The sequence below is a fragment of the Actinacidiphila epipremni genome, assembly GCF_012034175.1.
In the GTDB taxonomy this organism is placed as follows: domain Bacteria; phylum Actinomycetota; class Actinomycetes; order Streptomycetales; family Streptomycetaceae; genus Actinacidiphila; species Actinacidiphila epipremni.
In genome coordinates, this window is record NZ_JAATEJ010000014.1 from 106,788 (window position 1) to 122,743 (window position 15,956).

The following is a 15,956-nucleotide window of genomic DNA, read 5'->3' on the forward strand; positions in this document are numbered from 1 at the left end:
GTGAATCCGGCATATCGGGCACGCAAGGTCCGCCGGCGGCGGCCGGGCCGGCCGGTGAGGGTATCCCGGTCCGGGGCAGGCGGCGCGCGGGGGCGGTGGGCCACGATGGGCCGGTGACCCTACATGGAGCGAACGACCTCGGCGGCTTCCTGCGCAGCAGGCGCGAGCGGCTGACGCCGGCCGCCGCGGGCATCGGGGCGGGCTCCACCGCCCGGCGGGTGCCCGGGCTGCGGCGCGAGGAGCTGGCGGAGCTCGCCGGCGTCAGCACCGGCTACCTCACCCGGCTCGAACAGGGCGCGAGCGCCACCGCCTCCCCCGCCGTCATCGACGCCCTCGCGGCGGCGCTGCGGCTGGACCCGGCCGAGCACGAGCACCTGCGCACCCTCGCCGCCCCGCGCCGCCCGGTCCGGCCGCGCGCCCGCCGCACCCGGCTGCGGCCGGCCGTCCGCGACCTGCTGGCGGCGCTGCCCGCGACGCCCGCGGTCGTCATCGACCACCGCACCGACGTGCTGGGCTGGAACCCGCTCGGCCACGCCCTGCTCGCCGGCCACGTCCCCGCCGACGCGCCCGACGCGCGGCACCGGCCCAACCTCGCGCGCATGCTCTTCCTCGACCCGCACCACCGCGCCCTCTACCGCGACTGGCCCGCCAAGGCCCTGGTCACCGTCTCGGCCCTGCACCAGGCCGCCGCCCGCCACCCGGGGGACGCCGACCTCGCCCGGCTGGTCGGCGAACTCACCGTCGAGAGCCCCGACTTCGCCCGGATGTGGGCCCGCCGCCCGGTGCGCACCTGCGCCTACGCCGTACGCGAGCTGGACCATCCGCAGGTCGGGCGGATGAGCCTGGCCAACGAGACGCTGACGCTGCCGGACGACGACCAGCAGCTCGGCCTCTACCACGCCCGCGCCGGCAGCCCGGACGCCGACGCGCTGGCGCTGCTCGCCCGCAGCACCGCCCCCGTCCCCTCGCGGCGGAAACCGGTAGAGATCTCGACACAGACGTCGGCACAGACGTCGGCACGGAAGGAGCACACCGTATGAGGCTCGTCGTCGTGGGCGGCGCCGGCACCATCGGCCGCCGGCTGGTCCCGGAGCTGCGCTCGCGCGGCCACGAGGTCGTCGTGGCCGGCCGCACCTCGGGGACCGTGCACGTCGACCTGACGTCGCACGCGAGCATCGAGGCGATGTACGGGCAGGTCGGGGCGGTGGACGCGGTGGTCAGCATCGCCGCGCACGGCGCGCTCGACGACTTCGGCACGCTGACGGCCGAGGCGCTGCACGCCAACATGCGCGCGAAGTTCTACGGCCAGGCCGATCTCGTGCTGACCGGCCAGCACGTGTGCGCCGACGGCGCGTCCTTCACCCTGACCTCCGGCATCTTCGCCGACCAGGCGTGGCCGCATGTCACCGGCGGTGGCGTCATCAGCGGCGCCCTGCACAGCTTCGTCCTGTCCGCCGCGCTCGAACTGCCCCGCGGCATGCGGATCAACGCGGTGAGCCCGACGATGATCGCGGACTCCGCCGAGGCGTTCTCGGCGCACTTCCCCGGTATGCGCCCGGTCGCGATGGCCGAGCTCGTCGCCCACTACGTGCGCTGCGTCGAGGGCGACGCGAACGGCACGGTCGTCCGCGTGTACGGCTGAGGGGCCGCGCGGTCAGGCCCCGGGGCGGCGGCCGATGCGCATGCCCGGGCGGCGCCGGTGGACGGTCACGTAGCTCAGGCCCTGCTCGCCGGCGGCGATGCCGCGGGTCGCGCCGTGCGGCAGCCAGACGAGCGCGCCCGGCGTGAGGGGCGTGCCCGGCTGCCGCGGGTCCGCGTCCAGCTCTCCGGTGCCGGCGACCACGAGGACCAGCACGTCGAGGTCGGGCTCGGCGTGGGCGGGGACGCGGGCGCCGGGCGCCAGCCGGACGAGGTTGGCGTCGAGCTGCCGGCCGGCCTCTGCGAGCTTCCACAGGATGCCGGCCGCGCCGTCCGCCGCGCCCGCGGCTGCCGCCTCCTGGACGTCGCACAGCACCCGGGCCCGTACGGGCTCCTCGGCTGGTGTCATCGGCTGCTCCTCACTCGGACCCGGTGCTTCCGGCGTGAATTATTCCAGGTAGCATTCGGAAAAATTCCCGCCGGGGGTTGCGTCGCGAGCGGAGGAGGCCCGGATGAGCGAGCAGGCCACGCCTCGGCGGCGGGCCGTCGCCGAGGCGGTACGGGCGGCGGGGCGGCCGGTGGACGTCACGGAGCTCGCCCGGCGGCTCGGCGTCCACGCCAACACCGTCCGCTTCCACCTCGACGCGCTGCTCGCCGAGGGCGCCGTCACCCGCCGCACCGAGCCCCCGTCCGGCCGCGGCCGGCCCCGTACCGTCTACGCGCACGTCCCCGGCATGGACCGCAGCGGCCCGCGGGGCTATCTGCTGCTGGCCCGCCTGCTGGTCGCCCACCTGACGGCGCAGCCCCGCACCGCCGCGGAAGCGGCCGGCCACGCCTGGGGCGCACAACTGGCCGCGCCGCCCGCCGTTCCGTCCGGCGGGCCGCCCGCTGAGCCGCCCGGCGGGCCGTCCGAGTCGCCCGCCGGCCCCGGCGAGGCCGCCCGGCGGCTCGCGGACGTGCTCGCCGGGATCGGCTTCGCGCCGGACGTCGAGTCGGCGCGGCGCATCCGGCTGCGGCACTGCCCCTTCCTCGAACTCGCCGAGGAGAACGGCCGGGTGGTGTGCTCCGTGCACCTCGGGCTGATGCGCGGCGCGCTCGCCGCGATGGGGGCGCCGGTGACGGCCGCACGGCTGGAGCCGTTCGCCACCGCCGACTCGTGCCTGGCCCACCTCGCCCCCGCCGGGGCACCCGCAGAAGGAGCTGACCCCCGATGACCTCCGGTTCCGCCGCCACGGCAAGCGCGCTCACCTTCGTCTGGCTCGGGATGGTGCTGGCCATCTCGTTCCTGGAGGCGCCACTGAAATTCCGCGCGCCGGGGGTGACGATCCCGATCGGGCTGGGCATAGGGCGGCTGGTCTTCCGGGCGCTCAACACCGTCGAGGCTGTGCTGGCCGCCGCGCTGCTCGCGGCGGTGCTGGCCGGCGGCGCGCCCGCGTCGGTGACCGGCCCCGCGGTCGGCGTCGCGGTGCTGCTCGCCGCGCAGGTGGGGGTGGTACGCCGCAGGCTCGGCCAGCGCTCGGACCGGGTGCTGGCGGGCGAGGAGCTGCCGCGCTCGCGCGGCCATCTGGCCTACGTGGCCTGCGAGGTGGTGAAGGTCGCGCTGCTGGTCGCCGTGGGCGTGGCCGCCGCGGCGGCATGAGCCGGCGCGCTCCCCGGCGGGGGCTCGCACCGGGGGCCCGCGCCGGGCCCCTCGCGCCGAGGCCCCGGCCCGTACCGGCTCTCAGGCGGTGACGATGTCCGCCTTGAGCGGCAGCAGCTCGGCCGCGATCGCGCCGATCGTCGGCTCGTCCACCCCCGCCTCGCCGAGCGCCGCGGCGAGGTGCCCGACGACGAGGTCAAAGGCCGCGCCGGTGATGCCGAGGCCGCTGTGGGCGCGCTGCATGGTCCGCCCCGGGTACGGAGCGGTCGCGCCGAGCGCCTGCCCGACGAACAGCCGCTGGTGGCGCTTGAGGCGGTCGATGTCGCGGCCCTCGAAGTAGCCGGCGAGCCCGGGGTCGGCGAGCACCTTGGCGTAGAAGAGCTCCACCACGGCGGCGACGGCCGGCTCGCCGCCGATGGCCTCGAAAACGGTGGCCGGCTGCTGCCCGTCCGCCACGGGGGTGATGTCTGTCATACGCCCACCGTACGCGCGCCGTTTGCGCCGCCGTGACGGTCGGGGCAGGCCCCGGTGAACTCCTGCTGACGGCCGGTCAGCCGCGCCGGTGAGGCCGCCGAAACCCGCCGTTCACGGCGGCCCTTCGCGCACCGGCAGACCTGCGGCGACGGCTCCGGCACGCAGCACCTCGCCGATCATCGCGGGCGTCACCGTCCGGGTGGAGACGTTGCGCCGGCTGGGGTGGTAGCTGCCGAGCAGCAGCAGCTCACCCGTGCCGTCGGCGGAGCGCAGCGGCACCCGGGCGCCGTGGCCGAAGACGGGGCGCGGCCGGGGCAGCGCCCAGCCCGCGGCGGCGAGCACCGGCAGCAGCGCCTGCCAGCCGAAGCCGCCGAGCACCACGACGGCACGCAGGGTGGGGCGCAGCAGGTCCATCTCGTGGGCGAGCCAGGGGCGGCAGGTGTCGCGCTCGGCGGTGGTGGGCTTGTTGTCGGGCGGCGCGCAGTGCACGGGCGAGGTGATGCGGACGCCGCGCAGGGCGAGCCCGTCGCCGCGGGCGACGGCGGTGGGCTGCGAGGCGAGGCCGAGGGCGTACAGCTCGGCGTAGATCAGGTCGCCCGAAGGGTCGCCGGTGAACATCCGCCCGGTGCGGTTGCCGCCGTGCGCGGCGGGCGCGAGCGCGACGACCGCGAGCGCGGCGTCCGGCGGCCCGTACCCGGGCACGGGCCTGGCCCAGTACGTCCAGTCGAGGTACGCCCGCCGCTTGACCCGCCCGGCCTCCTCCCGCCACCTGACCAGCCGCGGACACGCCCGGCACCCGACAAGAGCCGCGTCCAGCGCGTCGACGCTCCCCGCACCCGCCGCCGCGGCCTGCGGATACCGAGGATCACCGACCGTCACCCCAGCCCCGCGCCCGCGCGCCCCCGCCGCCCCACCGCCGCGCGACCGCCCGCCCGAGCCGCCGGAGCCGCCGGAGCCGCCCGAGGCGCCCGTACCGCCGTCGCGTTCCATGAGCTGGTCCGTCCTCCCGTTACCGGCGGCGGCCCGCGCCGGTAAAATCGATAACGCGCGGCTGCGACCGCGCCAACGGCCCCCCGCAGGGGTTCGCGCTGGTGAGAGGCGAAAGGTGCCGCCCATGACCGAGCCGATCGGCTTCCGCCGAGTCTACGAGCAGACCGCTCCCGGGGACGGCCGCCGCGTACTGGTCGACCGGGTGTGGCCGCGCGGTATGCGCAAGGACGACGCGCCCTTCGACGAGTGGGCGCGGGACGTCGCCCCGACGACCGAGCTGCGCCGCTGGTACGGGCACGAGCCGGAGCGCTTTCCCGAGTTCCGCCGCCGCTATCGGGCCGAGCTGCGCGACGAGGACCACCGCGCCGCGGTGCAGCGGCTGCGCGACCTCGCCGGGCACGAGAAGCTGACGCTGCTGACGGCGACCAAGGACGCCGAGCACAGCCAGGCCGCCGTGCTCGCGGAGTGGCTGGCCGGCACGCACTGACCCGGCAGGGCTACCAGGCGTAGATACGGGCCATGATCTCGTCGCGTGCGGAGCCCTCCGGCCCCGGATGGGTGATGACGACGGGCAGCCCGTCGGGGTCGCGGCCCTCGACCATCGTCACGCCGTCCGTCTCGCGCGACGACAGATGCGCCGCGCGCTCCTTGAGCAGCCGCTCGCAGCGTTCGAGGTCGGCGCGGCCGTCCGCGGTCCAGATCACGTACTGGACGCCGATCGCGCCGAGCGGGTGCTCGCTGCCCGAGCCCATCACCCGCAGGTACAGCTGCGCCCCGCCCGCGCCGACGAGCAGCGCGGCGCTGGTGGTGCGGACCGTCTCGGTCATGAGCAGCAGGTCCCGGTAGAAGCCCGCCGACAGGTCCAGGTCGCGGACGAACAGCACCACTGAGGCGAGCCGGGGGCCGTGGTCGGCCGACGCATCCGATGCCATGCAGACCCCTTCGTGCCCGTTACGCCGGTGAACGCTCGCCTTCACGCTACAGGCGACCGGTGGCACCCGCTCACGATGGCGCCCCCGCTGCCGCGGGCGCACGCGCGCGCTAGGGTCGAGGGAGCCGGTGCCGTCGGCCCGATGGGGAGCGCCCGCATGACCACACCGCAGGACGTGCTGATCACCACGCTGGACGTGCCCTCCGGGCGGCCGGTGGAGGCCGGCGACCTCTCGCTCGCGCTCGCCGGCGCCGAACTGGTGGACCTGATCGCGGACGGCACGGTGACGCTGGACGGCGAGCTGATCGTGCCGGGCGTCGCGGCGGCGCCCGCCGACCGGTTGCTGGCCGGCGCGGCGTCCGCGCTGGTGCGGCGGCTTCCGTACGAGACCGTCGAGGACTGGCTGTGGCGCCGCGGCGAGGGCCTGTCGGCGGTCTACCTCGCGGCGATGGAGGAGGACGGGCTGGTCACCCGCAGGCACCGGCGGATCGGCGGCCCCGGCCCCGCGACCGCCGCGGACACCCCCGTACGCCGTGCCGCGGCCGACCGCTGGCGTTCGGGCGACCCCGTGCTGACCGTGCTGGCCGGCGCCCTGGGCATCGAGCCGGGCCCGGCCGCCGAGCCGCCGGAGATCGCCGACGAGGCGGTGGAGACGGTGCTGGTGGCGGTCGGCGACGCGGTGGTGGAGCTGGACGGCGTACGGCAGCGGCGCACGATCGAGCAGGCCGCCTTCGACAACATCTGGCGCGGCCCGGGCGGCTGAGCCCCGCCGCCCCCGTCAGGCCCGCACCGCCCCCCCGTAGAGCCCGCCGAGCCCGCCGTCAGGCCCCCTCGGCCCCCTCGGCCTCGGCCAGCGCCGCGGTCAGCACGGCGTACGTACCGGCGTCGAAGGCTACCAGCGTGATGTGCTCGACGGCCGTGGGGCAGCCGCGCAGCGTCGTCACCGCGATCCGGGCCGCCTGCTCGGCGGGGAAGCCGTAGACGCCGGTGGCGATGGCCGGGAAGGCGACGGTGCGGGCGCCCACCGTGTCGGCCGCGGCGAGGCTCTCGCGGTAGCAGGAGGCCAGCGTCGCGGGCTCGCCGCGGGTGCCGTCCTCCCAGACCGGGCCGACGGTGTGGATGACGTGCCGCACCGGCGGGTCGAGCGCGAAGGCCGGGGTGACCCGCGCCTCCCCCGCCGGGCACGGCGCCTGTGCGCCGCCCGCTTCGGCGAGCTGCGGCCCGGCGGCGCGGTGGATCGCGCCGTCCACTCCGCCGCCGCCGCGCAGCCACTGGTTCGCCGCGTTGACGATCGCGTCCACCGTGAGCCGTGTGATGTCGCCCTGGACGACCTCGATCTCGACCATGCCCCGATGGTGCCGCCACCGGGGCATGTGCCTCCCGCGATTTCTGCTGGCTTCCGGGCCGGGCTCAGTCCTCGGCGCGCACCAGCAGCACCGAGACCGGGGCGGTCTTGGCGACGCCGCGGCTCACGCTGTTGTGCAGCAGCGCCGATATGCCGCTGTAGTGGCCGGGGCCGACCGCGATGAGGTCGCTGCCGAGGTCGGCCGCCCGCTCGACCAGGATCGCGGCGAGGTCCTCGCGCAGGCCCTCGTCCACCTCGCCCTCCGCGGTGACGCCGTCCGCCCGCAGCCGGGCGAGCGCGTCCTCGACGACCTGGCGGCCCTCGGCGGGCTCCTCGGCGGTGTAGACGCCGCCGGAGATCCCGTCGGTGATGACGCGCGAGGGCCGTACGTGGATGACGTGCACGCTCGCGCCGGTGAGCTTGGCCAGCGACGCCACGGTGCCGAGCACCCCATCACCGTGCGGGGTGCCGTCGACGGCGGCGAGGATTTTCTTGTACATCGATCAACTTCCTTGTCGGTAGGGGGCCCCGGGGTCGCGGCCCGCCGTCAAGATCAGCCTCCGTCCGCGGCGCCGCATTCCCGCTCCGGACGTGACGAGGACCACGCCGGCGGCGGGGCGTGGTCCTGCGGGGCGGTGGCCGCCCCGGGGTCAGCGGACGAGCTCGACGGCCATCCCGAGGACGCCGGCGGCGAAGACCGCGACGACGAGGAGGATCCACACGACCGGGCCCATGCCCCAGCCGCGGCTGAGCGCCTTGCGTTCGGGCGCGTCGAGGGAGGAGACGCCCGACTCGGCGGGTGAGGTGTGCCCGGCGTGCTGGACGGAGTCCTCGGGGAGGCTCAGCCCCTCGTCCGGCAGGTGCGGGTTGGTCGTCTGCTGCGGTGCCCGGGTGACCGGCATGGTGCCCTCCGAAGATCGCCGGCGGAAGTCGGTCCGACCCTCGGCTACCCATTGCCACGCGCGCGAACCACAGGGGCCGCCGGGCCCGGGGTGCCGGCTGCGCGGCGGCGGGCGGCGGGCGGCGCAAAGGGGATCTTCCACGGCAAGAGCGGCCCGTTGCCGCGCAGACCTGGCTGTCCGTCAGCCCCGGTCCGTATCCTCCGGAGGTCATCGGCAGCCGCGATCCGGCTGCCACCCCTCTCCGTTGCGGAGTGTGCATGACCCGACACGAGCACGAGGTAGAACGCCGCACGCTGTTCAAAGTCGGCCTGGGCACCGCGGTCGCCGCGGTCGTCGGCACCGAACTCGCGCTTCCCGGCGCCGCGCAGGCGGCGCCCTCGGCGGAGTTCCCCTGGATCATCGACTGCGACAGCTGGGGCGCCCGGCCGCCGTCCAGCACGATCCAGATCACCGGCAACACCACCAACAAGATCATCCTCCATCACATGGCGTTCCCGAACGTCACGGACTACTCGCGCGACCACGCGCTGCAGCTGGCCCGGGACTGCCAGGACCTGCACATGGACACCAACGGCTGGGCGGACACCGGCCAGCACTTCACCGTCAGCCGGGGCGGCTACGTCCTGGAGGGCCGGCACCGCAGCCTGGAGACGCTGGACGCCGGCGAGCACCAGGTGGTCGCGGCCCACTGCCCGGGCGAGAACGGCAACGCCATCGGGATCGAGAACGAGGGCACGTACATCACCGAGACGCCGCCGAAGGCGCTGCTGGACTCGCTGGTGAAGCTGTGCGTGGCGGTGTGCCGGCAGTTCCGGCTCAACGCCTGGGACATCTTCGGGCACTGGGACTTCACCGTCACCGACTGCCCCGGCATCGCCTTCTACGCGCAGTTCCCGATGGTCCGCACCCGGGTGCTGCACCAGCTGGGCGTGCCGGCGTCGGCGGCGCCGAAGCGGCGGTGGCCGGACATCTGGCGCTTCGTGGACAGCCCCGTGGTGCAGGTCGGGCAGTACCTGCTGGACGCGGCCGGGTATGCGCTCACCCCGGACGGCGTGTTCGGCTACGACATGAACGACGCCGTGGCCGCCTTCCAGACCAGCCGCGGCATCCCGGTCACCGCGGACGCCACCTTCGACACCGCGACCTGGGAAGCACTGGCCCCGCCGCTGGACAAGCACGCGAGCGGCCTCCCGGTCACCGCCCTGCAGTTCATGCTGGCCCGCAAGGGCTACGCCGACGTGACGGCGAGCGGCACGTACGACCACGCGACGATGAAGGCGGTGCAGTCCCTCCAGCGCCTGCACGGCCTGACCCCGAACGGCAAGGTGAACTCGAGCACCTGGTGCGCCGCGGTCGGCGGCACGGTCCGCGAGGCGTTCTGCCGCTGAGCAGGCGGGCCGGCCGGGGGGTTGCCCCGGCCGGCCCGCGGTGGTGGGTGCGGTGGGGGTTCAGCCGCAGGTCAGGACGGGTGTCCCCCAGTCGCCGTGGTCAAGGCCGTTGCCGTCGCCCGCGTCGCCGACCTTGAGGTCGATGACCTGGGCGCCGGTGACGTCGACGTCGAGGGGGACGGCGGCCTGCCGGCCGCGGACGGTTCCGGTGGTGGTGAGGACCTTGCCGTCGGCGAGTACCGAGAAGGTGACGGTGCCGCCGCCGTTGGTCTCGTCGTCGACGCCGACCTCGGCGGTCAGCCGGGTGCAGGTGCCGGCGAGGTAGAGCTGGACGTCGCTGAGGGAGTTGGTGCCCAGGCCCTTGGCGTAGCTCTTGCCAGCGATGGTGAGCGGCTTGCCGTCGCCGGCGGCCTGCTCGCCGACGCTGGTGTCGCGCTCGACCGGGCCCCAGCCGTTGCTGGAGGACAGGAACGGCAGGTCGCTCACCGCGTTCTGCCCGGCCGGCGGCACCGGCGGGACGGCCTTGACGATGCGCTCGTCGCCGGCCGAGGCCGGCCGGCCGCGCTGGGTGTAGCGCGCGGTCGCCTTGAGCGCCGAGGCGTCGGGCAGCGTGCCGCCGGGCGGGGTGACCGTCCAGCGGATCGTCGCCGTCCTCCCGGGCAGCAGCAGCGCGACCTTGGCCGGCTGGGCGGCGCTCGCCTTCCAGCCGGCCGGCAGGGTGAGCGCGGCCGTCAGCGCGGTGGCCGGCGGCCGGCCGGCCGGGACGCGTACGGTCGCGGTCGCGGTGAAGGCCGTGCCGGCGTGGACGCTGCCCGGCACGCCGAGGGTGACGTCGGTGCCGGGGGCCTTGGGCATGGCGTAGGTCCGCGCGTTGTAGCGCGGGCTCGCGTTCTGCCCGACGTGCAGGGACGAGGCGTAGCTGCCGTAGTCGGTCAGCTCCACCTTGCCGAGCCCGCCGGTGGTGCCGTCCAGGTTCCACACCGCGATGGCGATGGTGTTGTGCCCGTCGGGGTCGAGGATGCCGTTCGGGATCGGGAAGGTGTGCTGCGGGCCGAGGTAGTTGACGTAGTTGCCGACCTGCCAGCCGTTGACGAAGATCGTCGCGCGGTACTGCCGCTTCGGGTCGTCGGTGAAGGTCAGGCCGAGCGAGGTGTCCTGGCCGCGCGGCAGGTCGAGATCGGCGTCGGTGCGGTACCAGGAGACGCCGGGGGTGGTGTCGGTGGCCGGCAGGGTGGTGTGCTTCCAGGACCCGTCGGGGTAGCCGGGCAGGTCCCAGCCGGCCCGCTCGCCGTACAGGCCGCCGTTGTTGAGCGGGCCGCGCACGGTGTCGACGGGGTCCTCGCCGCCGCGTACGCCCTGGATCCGCCAGGTGACCGGGGTGAGCGGCGCGCCGGTGAGCGAGGCGCTGGTCAGGCCGCGGGCGGTCTTGTTGCCGTTGGAGGAGCCGTAGTCCTCCTCGTGGCCCATGTTGACCGTCAGCACCGACAGCACGTTGTCGCCGGTGGGCTTCAGGGCGCCCGCCGGGAAGGCGAAGTCGGCGCTGCCGGTGGTGGAGCTGCCGAGGAAGGTGCCGTTGAGCCAGGCGGAGAAGGCCTGGGCCTTGCCGCCGGAGTCGGACACCAGGTGGACGCCGGTCTCGGAGCCGGACGTCTGGAAGCGCCCGCGGTACCAGGTGTTGCCGGTGTGGAAGCCGTAGTCGTCGGCGTAGAGCACGGGCAGCGAGTTGACGCCCGAGGAGCTGTTGGTGGTGGTCTTGTCGGCCACCTGCCAGCTGGAGTCGTCGAAGCCGGGTGCGGCCTCGGGGGACTCCTCGGTGTGCTTCCAGTCGGTCAGCGCCGGGAGGGTGACGGGAGCGGCGACCGGGATCTGCGCGGTGCGGCTGCCGGTGGCGGTGACGTGGGTGGCCAGGGTGCGGCCGTTCCAGCTGACGTTCTTGGCCGAGGTGAAGACCTCGATGTCCTTGTCGTCGGCGTTGTCGCCGGTGAGCGCGACGGTCCGCCCGCCGTCCCGGCCGGTGGCGGTGCGCAGCAGATGGGTGCCGCGGACCAGGACCGGCCCGTTGGCGGTGTCCTGGCGCCAGAACGTCTTGGCGGTGTCCTTGTCGCCGACGAGCAGCAGCTGCGGGCGGGAGCCGCCGCCGCTGATGGCGATGCGGATGAGGCCGTCGTGGGTGTAGTTCAGCCGCAGGTCGCCGGTGGCGGCGTCCCAGGTGGTGGTGACGGCGCCGCCGCTACTGGTGACGGTGGGCTGGGAGGCGTACCGCAGCACGGTCTCGCCGTCGCTGCCCTTGTCGCCGTAGAGGACCGAGACGTCCCGGCTGCCGATGGCGGCGGTGGTCATGATCTCGGACGTCGAGTACTGCAGCTGGGTGCCGCCGAGCTTGTAGTCGGCGACGACGATGTGCGAGTCGCGGCCGTCGAGGGTGATCGCGGTGCCGGGCTGCTGCGGGACGACGGGGTAGGTCGGCTCGGTGGTACCGCCCTGGGGCACGTCGACGGCGTCGATGGAGACGAAGTTGTCGGTGGACCCGGAGCTGTGGCTGCCGGCCACGGTGATCGTCAGGGTGTGCGGTCCTGCGGCCAGTCCGCTCTGCTGGAACACCACGGCCTGGTCCTGGCTGCCGGAGTCGTCGACGGTGGCGACCTTCGTGCCGTCGATGGCGACGTCGGCGTAGCCGTGGTTGTCGGTCTTGGAGCCGATCCAGCGGACGGCGGTGCCGTCGAAGGGCACGGTGACCGAGTCGCCCTTGGTGTTGGAGAAGGACTCGGTCTGCCGGTAGTCGCCGCCGGTGTAGCTCTGGTTCGCCACATGCGACCAGGTGCCGGTGTAGCTGAGCGCCGGGTCGGTGTCGTCCCAGGTGTAGGTGGTGTCGGCGGCGGGCTGGGCGTTGAAGTCCAGGGATATGTGGGTCTTGTCCACCGCCGTCGAGGTGGAGTCGCCGTGCCGCAGGACGTGGAACTGCGTCTTGGTGTCCGGGTTCATCCGGGCGGTATCGACGACCTTGGGGTCGTCCGGCGGGGTGGTCCGTATCGCGTCGGTCTTGGTCAGCGGGGCGACCGACTGGGTGAAGTAACCGATGAGCTTGTCCTCGTCGAACTTCGGGTCGAGCTGCCGGTTCTCCCGGATCGCGGCGCCGTAGTCGTACGAGGTGTAGTTCTCCGGCATGCCCAGCCAGCCCCAGTTGGTCCCGCCGTAGGTCATGTAGAAGCTCTGGGCGGTGGCGCCGACCGCGATGTTCTGCTTGTAGAAGACGTTCGCGAACTGGTCGTTGATCAGCTGGGCGCACTTGTCGTAGCCGGGCCCGCCCCACGGGTCAAAGGCGCCGCCCTGGAACTCCGGGGTGTAGAGCGGCTTGCCGGCCGGGTGGTCGTAGCTGATGTTGGGCACGCCGGCCCACTGCGTGGGGTTGGAGCAGTTGAAGCCCTGCGGGTAGGAGTCGGGGCCGTCGACGTCGAGGGCGCCGTCACCGGAGTTGAAGGTGCCGTTGTTGTTGCCGGTGAGCGGCACGGTGATGCCGTCGGCGCGGGCCTTGTCCTCCAGGTGCTTCATGTACGCGCGGGCGTCGGCGGAGCCGTCGTAGTACTCGTTCTCCACCTGGTAGGCGATGACCGTGCCGGTGCCGTTGGTGAGCTGGTGGCGGGCGAGGATGCGGTCGATCTGGGTCAGCCACTGGTCGGCGTACTTCAGGAACTCCGGGTCGTCTGTGCGGTTCTGCTCCTTTTTGGTGGTGAGCCAGCCGGGAAGGCCGCCGCTGTCGACTTCCGCGTTGATGTACGGGGCCGGGCGCGCGATGACGTACAGGCCGGCCTGCTGCGCCATGTCGAGCAGCTTGTCGACGTCGCGCACGCCGGTGAAGTCGTACACGCCCGGCGCGGGCGAGTGGTAGTCCCAGTCGAAGTACAGGGACGTGGCGTTGAAGCCGGCCGCCTTCATCTTCTGGAAGATGTCCAGCCACAGGTCCGGGCTCGGCAGCCGGAAGTAGTGGAACTCGCCGGACCACAGGTAGGTGCGGTCGCCGTCGACGAGGAACGAGTAGCCGTCGAAGGTCACCTTGTGGGGCTTGCCGGCGCCGGCCGGGGCATGGGCGGGCGCCTTCGCGGGGTGCCCGGCGGTGCCCGCCGCCATCGCGGGGGCCGCCTGCCCGGCGGACAGGGCGAGGGCCACGGCCGCCGCGGCCGTGGCCCACCACCTTCTGCGGCGGCCGGATCTCCCGGCCGCAGAGTCGTACGGATGACGTCGCACTGCGCCTCCACGCTCGCTGAAAATGCAACTCCAAACAGATTCAATCGAAGTCGCACAATAGGAGGGTGAGGCTGACGGGGCAATAGGTCGGACGAAGGTCATCGACGCCGGCGGAACGAAGCGGACTTTTCCGGCCGCACTGCCCGCGGAACCCGGGCGGCACCCGGCAGGGAGGGGCGGTCCGGACCGATGAGTTCGCGTCAGATCCCTTGACAGTACACAGGAATCGGGATTGTCATGTCGCCAACTGTTGAGTTGCGTCGGATTCTGTTCCGACGATCCGGCTGGAACCTACGATGGGACCCCGTATGCCGATCACCCGCAGGATCGTGTCCTGCGTCACCGCGGGAGCCGTATGGGCCGGCGGTCTTGGCCTGGCCGCGGTCACCGCCACCGTCGTCGCGGCGCCCGAGGCCGCCGCCGTCGACAACGGCCTCGCCCTCACCCCGCCGATGGGCTTCAACGACTGGAACTCCTTCGGCTGCAACGTCAGCGAGCAGCTGATCGAGCAGACCGCCGACTACTTCGTCAGCTCCGGCCTGAAGGCGGCCGGCTACACCTACGTCAACATCGACGACTGCTGGATGACCCACAGCCGCGACGCCGACGGGCGGCTGGTGCCCGACCCGGTCAAGTTCCCCGACGGCATCAAGGGCACCGCCGACTACGTGCACGCCAAGGGCCTCAAGCTCGGCATCTACGAGGACGCCGGCACCGCGACCTGCGCCGGCTACCCCGGCAGCCTCGGGCACGAGACCACCGACGCGCAGTCCTTCGCCGACTGGGGCGTGGACTACCTCAAGTACGACAACTGCAACAACCAGAGCGACGGGTCCAAGGCGGACTACCTCAACCGCTACACCGCCATGGGCGACGCGCTCAAGGCGACCGGCCGGCCGATCGTCTACTCCCTGTGCGAGTGGGGCGACCTCAAGCCGTGGGAGTGGGCCGGCGACATCGGCAACCTGTGGCGCACCACCGGTGACATCAGCGACAACTGGGGCAGCCTGAAGTCCATCACGGACGCCAACCTGCCGCTGGCGGCGTACGCCAAGGCCGGGGCGTGGAACGACCCGGACATGCTGGAGGTCGGCAACGGCGGCATGACCGACACCGAGTACCGCACGCACTTCTCGCTGTGGTCGATGATGAACGCGCCGCTGCTCATCGGCACCGACCTGCGCAAGGCGACCCCGCAGACGATGGACATCCTGCTCAACAAGGACGTCATCGCGCTCGACCAGGACCCGCTGGGCAAGCAGGCGACCGTGCTCAGCTCCAGCGGCGGCGCGCAGGTCGTCGTCAAGCAGCTGGCGAACGGCGACCGGGCGGTGGCGCTGTACAACGAGTCCGACCAGCCGCAGCACATCGCCACCACCGCCAAGGCGGTCGGCCTGCCGGCCTCCGCGCTCGGCTACCGGGTGCGCGACCTGTGGCAGCACCGCGACTACCAGTCCGCCGGTACGCTCGCCGCGACCGTCCCGGCACACGGCACCGTGCTGCTGCGGGTCGGCAAGGACCTCGGCGCGCTGCTCGACCCGTCGCTGGTCGACGCGGGCGTGACCGGCAGCGCGCTGCACATCCAGCCCGGCAAGGGCGCCGACGTCACCACCTCGGTCACCGCCCTCGGCACCCTGCCGGCCCTCCAGGTCGCGGTGAAGCTCACCGCGCCGGCCGGCTGGACGGTCAAGGCGAAGAGCCGCACCAGCACCCCGGCGCTGCTGGGCGGCAGCACGCTCACCACCACCTGGCACATCGACGTGCCCGCCGGCACCGCGACCGGTACGTACCCGCTGGCCGGCACCGTCTCCTACCGCGGCATCGGCCCGAAGTCGACCGTCAGCCAGCCGGTCACCGGGCAGATCGCGGTCGCCGTCCCGCCGCCGGCCGGCACCTCGTACCTCAGCGACCTGCCGTGGGAGTCGGCCACCAACGGCTGGGGCCCGGTCGAGCGCGACACCAGCAACGGCGAGACCGCCGCGGGCGACGGCAACCCGCTCACCCTGGGCGGCACCGTCTACCCCAAGGGCCTCGGCGCGCACGCCCCGAGCGACATCGCCTACTACACCGCCGGCGGCTGCACCTCGCTGACGGCCACGGTCGGCATCGACGACGAGAAGAAGAACAGCAAGGGCTCGGTGGAGTTCGAGGTCCTGGCCGATGGCAAGCAGGTCGCCGACAGCGGCATCCTCACCAGCACCACCGGCGGCCACCCCCTGACCGCCGACATCACCGGCGCCCAGGTCGTCCACCTGCTCGTCACGGACGCCGGCGACGGCAACGACAGCGACCACGCCGACTGGGCCGCCGCCCAGATCACCTGCTCCTGACCCCTGTCCCCCACATCCCCCCCCCGCCGCCCGGCCCCACCTTCCCCGGTGGCGGCCGGGCGGCGGGGGCTCGTGTG

16 protein-coding genes are annotated in these 15,956 nt (G+C 73.7%); 8 read left to right on the plus strand and 8 right to left on the minus strand.

The features are described 5' to 3' along the window. The first annotated feature begins 113 nt into the window (after positions 1-113). Positions 114-1,040 (plus strand): helix-turn-helix transcriptional regulator, encoded by a 927-nt coding sequence (locus HCN08_RS18290; RefSeq protein WP_167984201.1) that lies wholly within the window; start codon positions 114-116, stop codon positions 1,038-1,040. Beyond that, on the plus strand, positions 1,037-1,642 hold the full coding sequence (locus HCN08_RS18295; protein WP_167984202.1) for a short chain dehydrogenase: 606 nt from the start codon (positions 1,037-1,039) through the stop codon (positions 1,640-1,642). Before HCN08_RS18290 ends, HCN08_RS18295 begins: the two co-directional genes overlap by 4 nt. Before the next feature lie 12 nt (positions 1,643-1,654). Here HCN08_RS18295 and HCN08_RS18300 read toward each other — a convergent pair whose 3' ends face one another. After that, a complete protein-coding gene (locus HCN08_RS18300; protein ID WP_167984203.1) occupies positions 1,655-2,047 on the minus strand; it encodes a cupin domain-containing protein in 393 nt (130 codons plus the stop codon). A 103-nt stretch (positions 2,048-2,150) separates the two neighbouring features. On the opposite strand from HCN08_RS18300, the gene HCN08_RS18305 reads away from it, so the two are divergent. Next, positions 2,151-2,852, plus strand: a complete 702-nt coding sequence (locus HCN08_RS18305) for a helix-turn-helix transcriptional regulator (RefSeq protein WP_167984204.1) — start codon at positions 2,151-2,153, stop codon at positions 2,850-2,852. Further along, positions 2,849-3,277, plus strand: a complete 429-nt coding sequence (locus HCN08_RS18310; protein WP_167984205.1) for a hypothetical protein — start codon at positions 2,849-2,851, stop codon at positions 3,275-3,277. The genes HCN08_RS18305 and HCN08_RS18310 overlap by 4 nt, the downstream gene beginning before the upstream one ends. A gap of 81 nt (positions 3,278-3,358) precedes the next feature. On the opposite strand, the gene HCN08_RS18315 is transcribed toward HCN08_RS18310, so the two are convergent. Both HCN08_RS18315 and HCN08_RS18320 read right to left on the minus strand, forming a co-directional pair. Continuing rightward, positions 3,359-3,751: a group I truncated hemoglobin gene (locus HCN08_RS18315; RefSeq protein WP_167984206.1), complete on the minus strand. Its 393-nt coding sequence runs from the start codon at positions 3,749-3,751 to the stop codon at positions 3,359-3,361. Between the two features lie 111 nt (positions 3,752-3,862). Continuing rightward, complete coding sequence (locus HCN08_RS18320; protein ID WP_167984207.1) at positions 3,863-4,741, minus strand: uracil-DNA glycosylase; 879 nt, start codon at positions 4,739-4,741, stop codon at positions 3,863-3,865. A 124-nt stretch (positions 4,742-4,865) separates the two neighbouring features. On the opposite strand from HCN08_RS18320, the gene HCN08_RS18325 reads away from it, so the two are divergent. After that, positions 4,866-5,228, plus strand: a complete 363-nt coding sequence (locus tag HCN08_RS18325; RefSeq protein ID WP_167984208.1) for a DUF488 domain-containing protein — start codon at positions 4,866-4,868, stop codon at positions 5,226-5,228. 10 nt (positions 5,229-5,238) lie between these two features. Here HCN08_RS18325 and HCN08_RS18330 read toward each other — a convergent pair whose 3' ends face one another. After that, positions 5,239-5,673, minus strand: coding sequence for a VOC family protein (locus HCN08_RS18330; protein ID WP_206318933.1), 435 nt, complete (start codon positions 5,671-5,673; stop codon positions 5,239-5,241). A 156-nt stretch (positions 5,674-5,829) separates the two neighbouring features. Here HCN08_RS18330 and HCN08_RS18335 point away from each other — a divergent pair, with 156 nt between their 5' ends. Continuing rightward, on the plus strand, positions 5,830-6,435 hold the full coding sequence (locus HCN08_RS18335) for a GOLPH3/VPS74 family protein (protein WP_167984209.1): 606 nt from the start codon (positions 5,830-5,832) through the stop codon (positions 6,433-6,435). Between the two features lie 58 nt (positions 6,436-6,493). Here HCN08_RS18335 and HCN08_RS18340 read toward each other — a convergent pair whose 3' ends face one another. The 3 genes from HCN08_RS18340 to HCN08_RS18350 all read right to left on the minus strand — a co-directional run bounded on the left by HCN08_RS18340 (position 6,494) and on the right by HCN08_RS18350 (position 7,919). After that, entirely contained in the window at positions 6,494-7,018 is a 525-nt protein-coding gene (locus HCN08_RS18340) for an O-acetyl-ADP-ribose deacetylase (protein WP_167984210.1), read from the minus strand. Between the two features lie 64 nt (positions 7,019-7,082). Continuing rightward, positions 7,083-7,517, minus strand: coding sequence for a universal stress protein (locus HCN08_RS18345; RefSeq protein ID WP_167984211.1), 435 nt, complete (start codon positions 7,515-7,517; stop codon positions 7,083-7,085). A 150-nt stretch (positions 7,518-7,667) separates the two neighbouring features. Continuing rightward, positions 7,668-7,919 (minus strand): DUF6480 family protein, encoded by a 252-nt coding sequence (locus tag HCN08_RS18350; protein WP_167984212.1) that lies wholly within the window; start codon positions 7,917-7,919, stop codon positions 7,668-7,670. Positions 7,920-8,176: 257 nt separating this feature from the next. Between HCN08_RS18350 and HCN08_RS18355 the strand changes: the two genes are divergently transcribed. Continuing rightward, positions 8,177-9,307 carry a peptidoglycan recognition protein family protein gene (locus tag HCN08_RS18355; protein WP_167984213.1) on the plus strand — a complete coding sequence of 377 codons (1,131 nt, stop codon included), beginning with the start codon at positions 8,177-8,179 and terminating at the stop codon, positions 9,305-9,307. 60 nt (positions 9,308-9,367) lie between these two features. On the opposite strand, the gene HCN08_RS18360 is transcribed toward HCN08_RS18355, so the two are convergent. Then, positions 9,368-13,432: a beta-galactosidase gene (locus HCN08_RS18360; RefSeq protein ID WP_167984258.1), complete on the minus strand. Its 4,065-nt coding sequence runs from the start codon at positions 13,430-13,432 to the stop codon at positions 9,368-9,370. A 425-nt stretch (positions 13,433-13,857) separates the two neighbouring features. On the opposite strand from HCN08_RS18360, the gene HCN08_RS18365 reads away from it, so the two are divergent. Then, positions 13,858-15,879 carry an NPCBM/NEW2 domain-containing protein gene (locus HCN08_RS18365; protein WP_240970195.1) on the plus strand — a complete coding sequence of 674 codons (2,022 nt, stop codon included), beginning with the start codon at positions 13,858-13,860 and terminating at the stop codon, positions 15,877-15,879. Positions 15,880-15,956: the final 77 nt, after the last annotated feature.

What these genes read in the sequence shown, in the direction of transcription:
- HCN08_RS18295 (WP_167984202.1), top strand. Translation starts at nt 1,037, where the DNA reads ATGAGGCTCGTCGTCGTGGGCGGCGCCGGCACCATCGGCCGCCGGCTG.
- HCN08_RS18315 (WP_167984206.1), bottom strand. Translation starts at nt 3,751, where the DNA reads ATGACAGACATCACCCCCGTGGCGGACGGGCAGCAGCCGGCCACCGTT.
- HCN08_RS18345 (WP_167984211.1), bottom strand. Translation starts at nt 7,517, where the DNA reads ATGTACAAGAAAATCCTCGCCGCCGTCGACGGCACCCCGCACGGTGAT.
- HCN08_RS18355 (WP_167984213.1), top strand. Translation starts at nt 8,177, where the DNA reads ATGACCCGACACGAGCACGAGGTAGAACGCCGCACGCTGTTCAAAGTC.
- HCN08_RS18305 (WP_167984204.1), top strand. Translation starts at nt 2,151, where the DNA reads ATGAGCGAGCAGGCCACGCCTCGGCGGCGGGCCGTCGCCGAGGCGGTA.
- HCN08_RS18340 (WP_167984210.1), bottom strand. Translation starts at nt 7,018, where the DNA reads ATGGTCGAGATCGAGGTCGTCCAGGGCGACATCACACGGCTCACGGTG.
- HCN08_RS18325 (WP_167984208.1), top strand. Translation starts at nt 4,866, where the DNA reads ATGACCGAGCCGATCGGCTTCCGCCGAGTCTACGAGCAGACCGCTCCC.
- HCN08_RS18360 (WP_167984258.1), bottom strand. Translation starts at nt 13,432, where the DNA reads ATGGCGGCGGGCACCGCCGGGCACCCCGCGAAGGCGCCCGCCCATGCC.
- HCN08_RS18320 (WP_167984207.1), bottom strand. Translation starts at nt 4,741, where the DNA reads ATGGAACGCGACGGCGGTACGGGCGCCTCGGGCGGCTCCGGCGGCTCC.
- HCN08_RS18300 (WP_167984203.1), bottom strand. Translation starts at nt 2,047, where the DNA reads ATGACACCAGCCGAGGAGCCCGTACGGGCCCGGGTGCTGTGCGACGTC.
- HCN08_RS18350 (WP_167984212.1), bottom strand. Translation starts at nt 7,919, where the DNA reads ATGCCGGTCACCCGGGCACCGCAGCAGACGACCAACCCGCACCTGCCG.
- HCN08_RS18330 (WP_206318933.1), bottom strand. Translation starts at nt 5,673, where the DNA reads ATGGCATCGGATGCGTCGGCCGACCACGGCCCCCGGCTCGCCTCAGTG.
- HCN08_RS18365 (WP_240970195.1), top strand. Translation starts at nt 13,858, where the DNA reads ATGCCGATCACCCGCAGGATCGTGTCCTGCGTCACCGCGGGAGCCGTA.
- HCN08_RS18335 (WP_167984209.1), top strand. Translation starts at nt 5,830, where the DNA reads ATGACCACACCGCAGGACGTGCTGATCACCACGCTGGACGTGCCCTCC.
- HCN08_RS18310 (WP_167984205.1), top strand. Translation starts at nt 2,849, where the DNA reads ATGACCTCCGGTTCCGCCGCCACGGCAAGCGCGCTCACCTTCGTCTGG.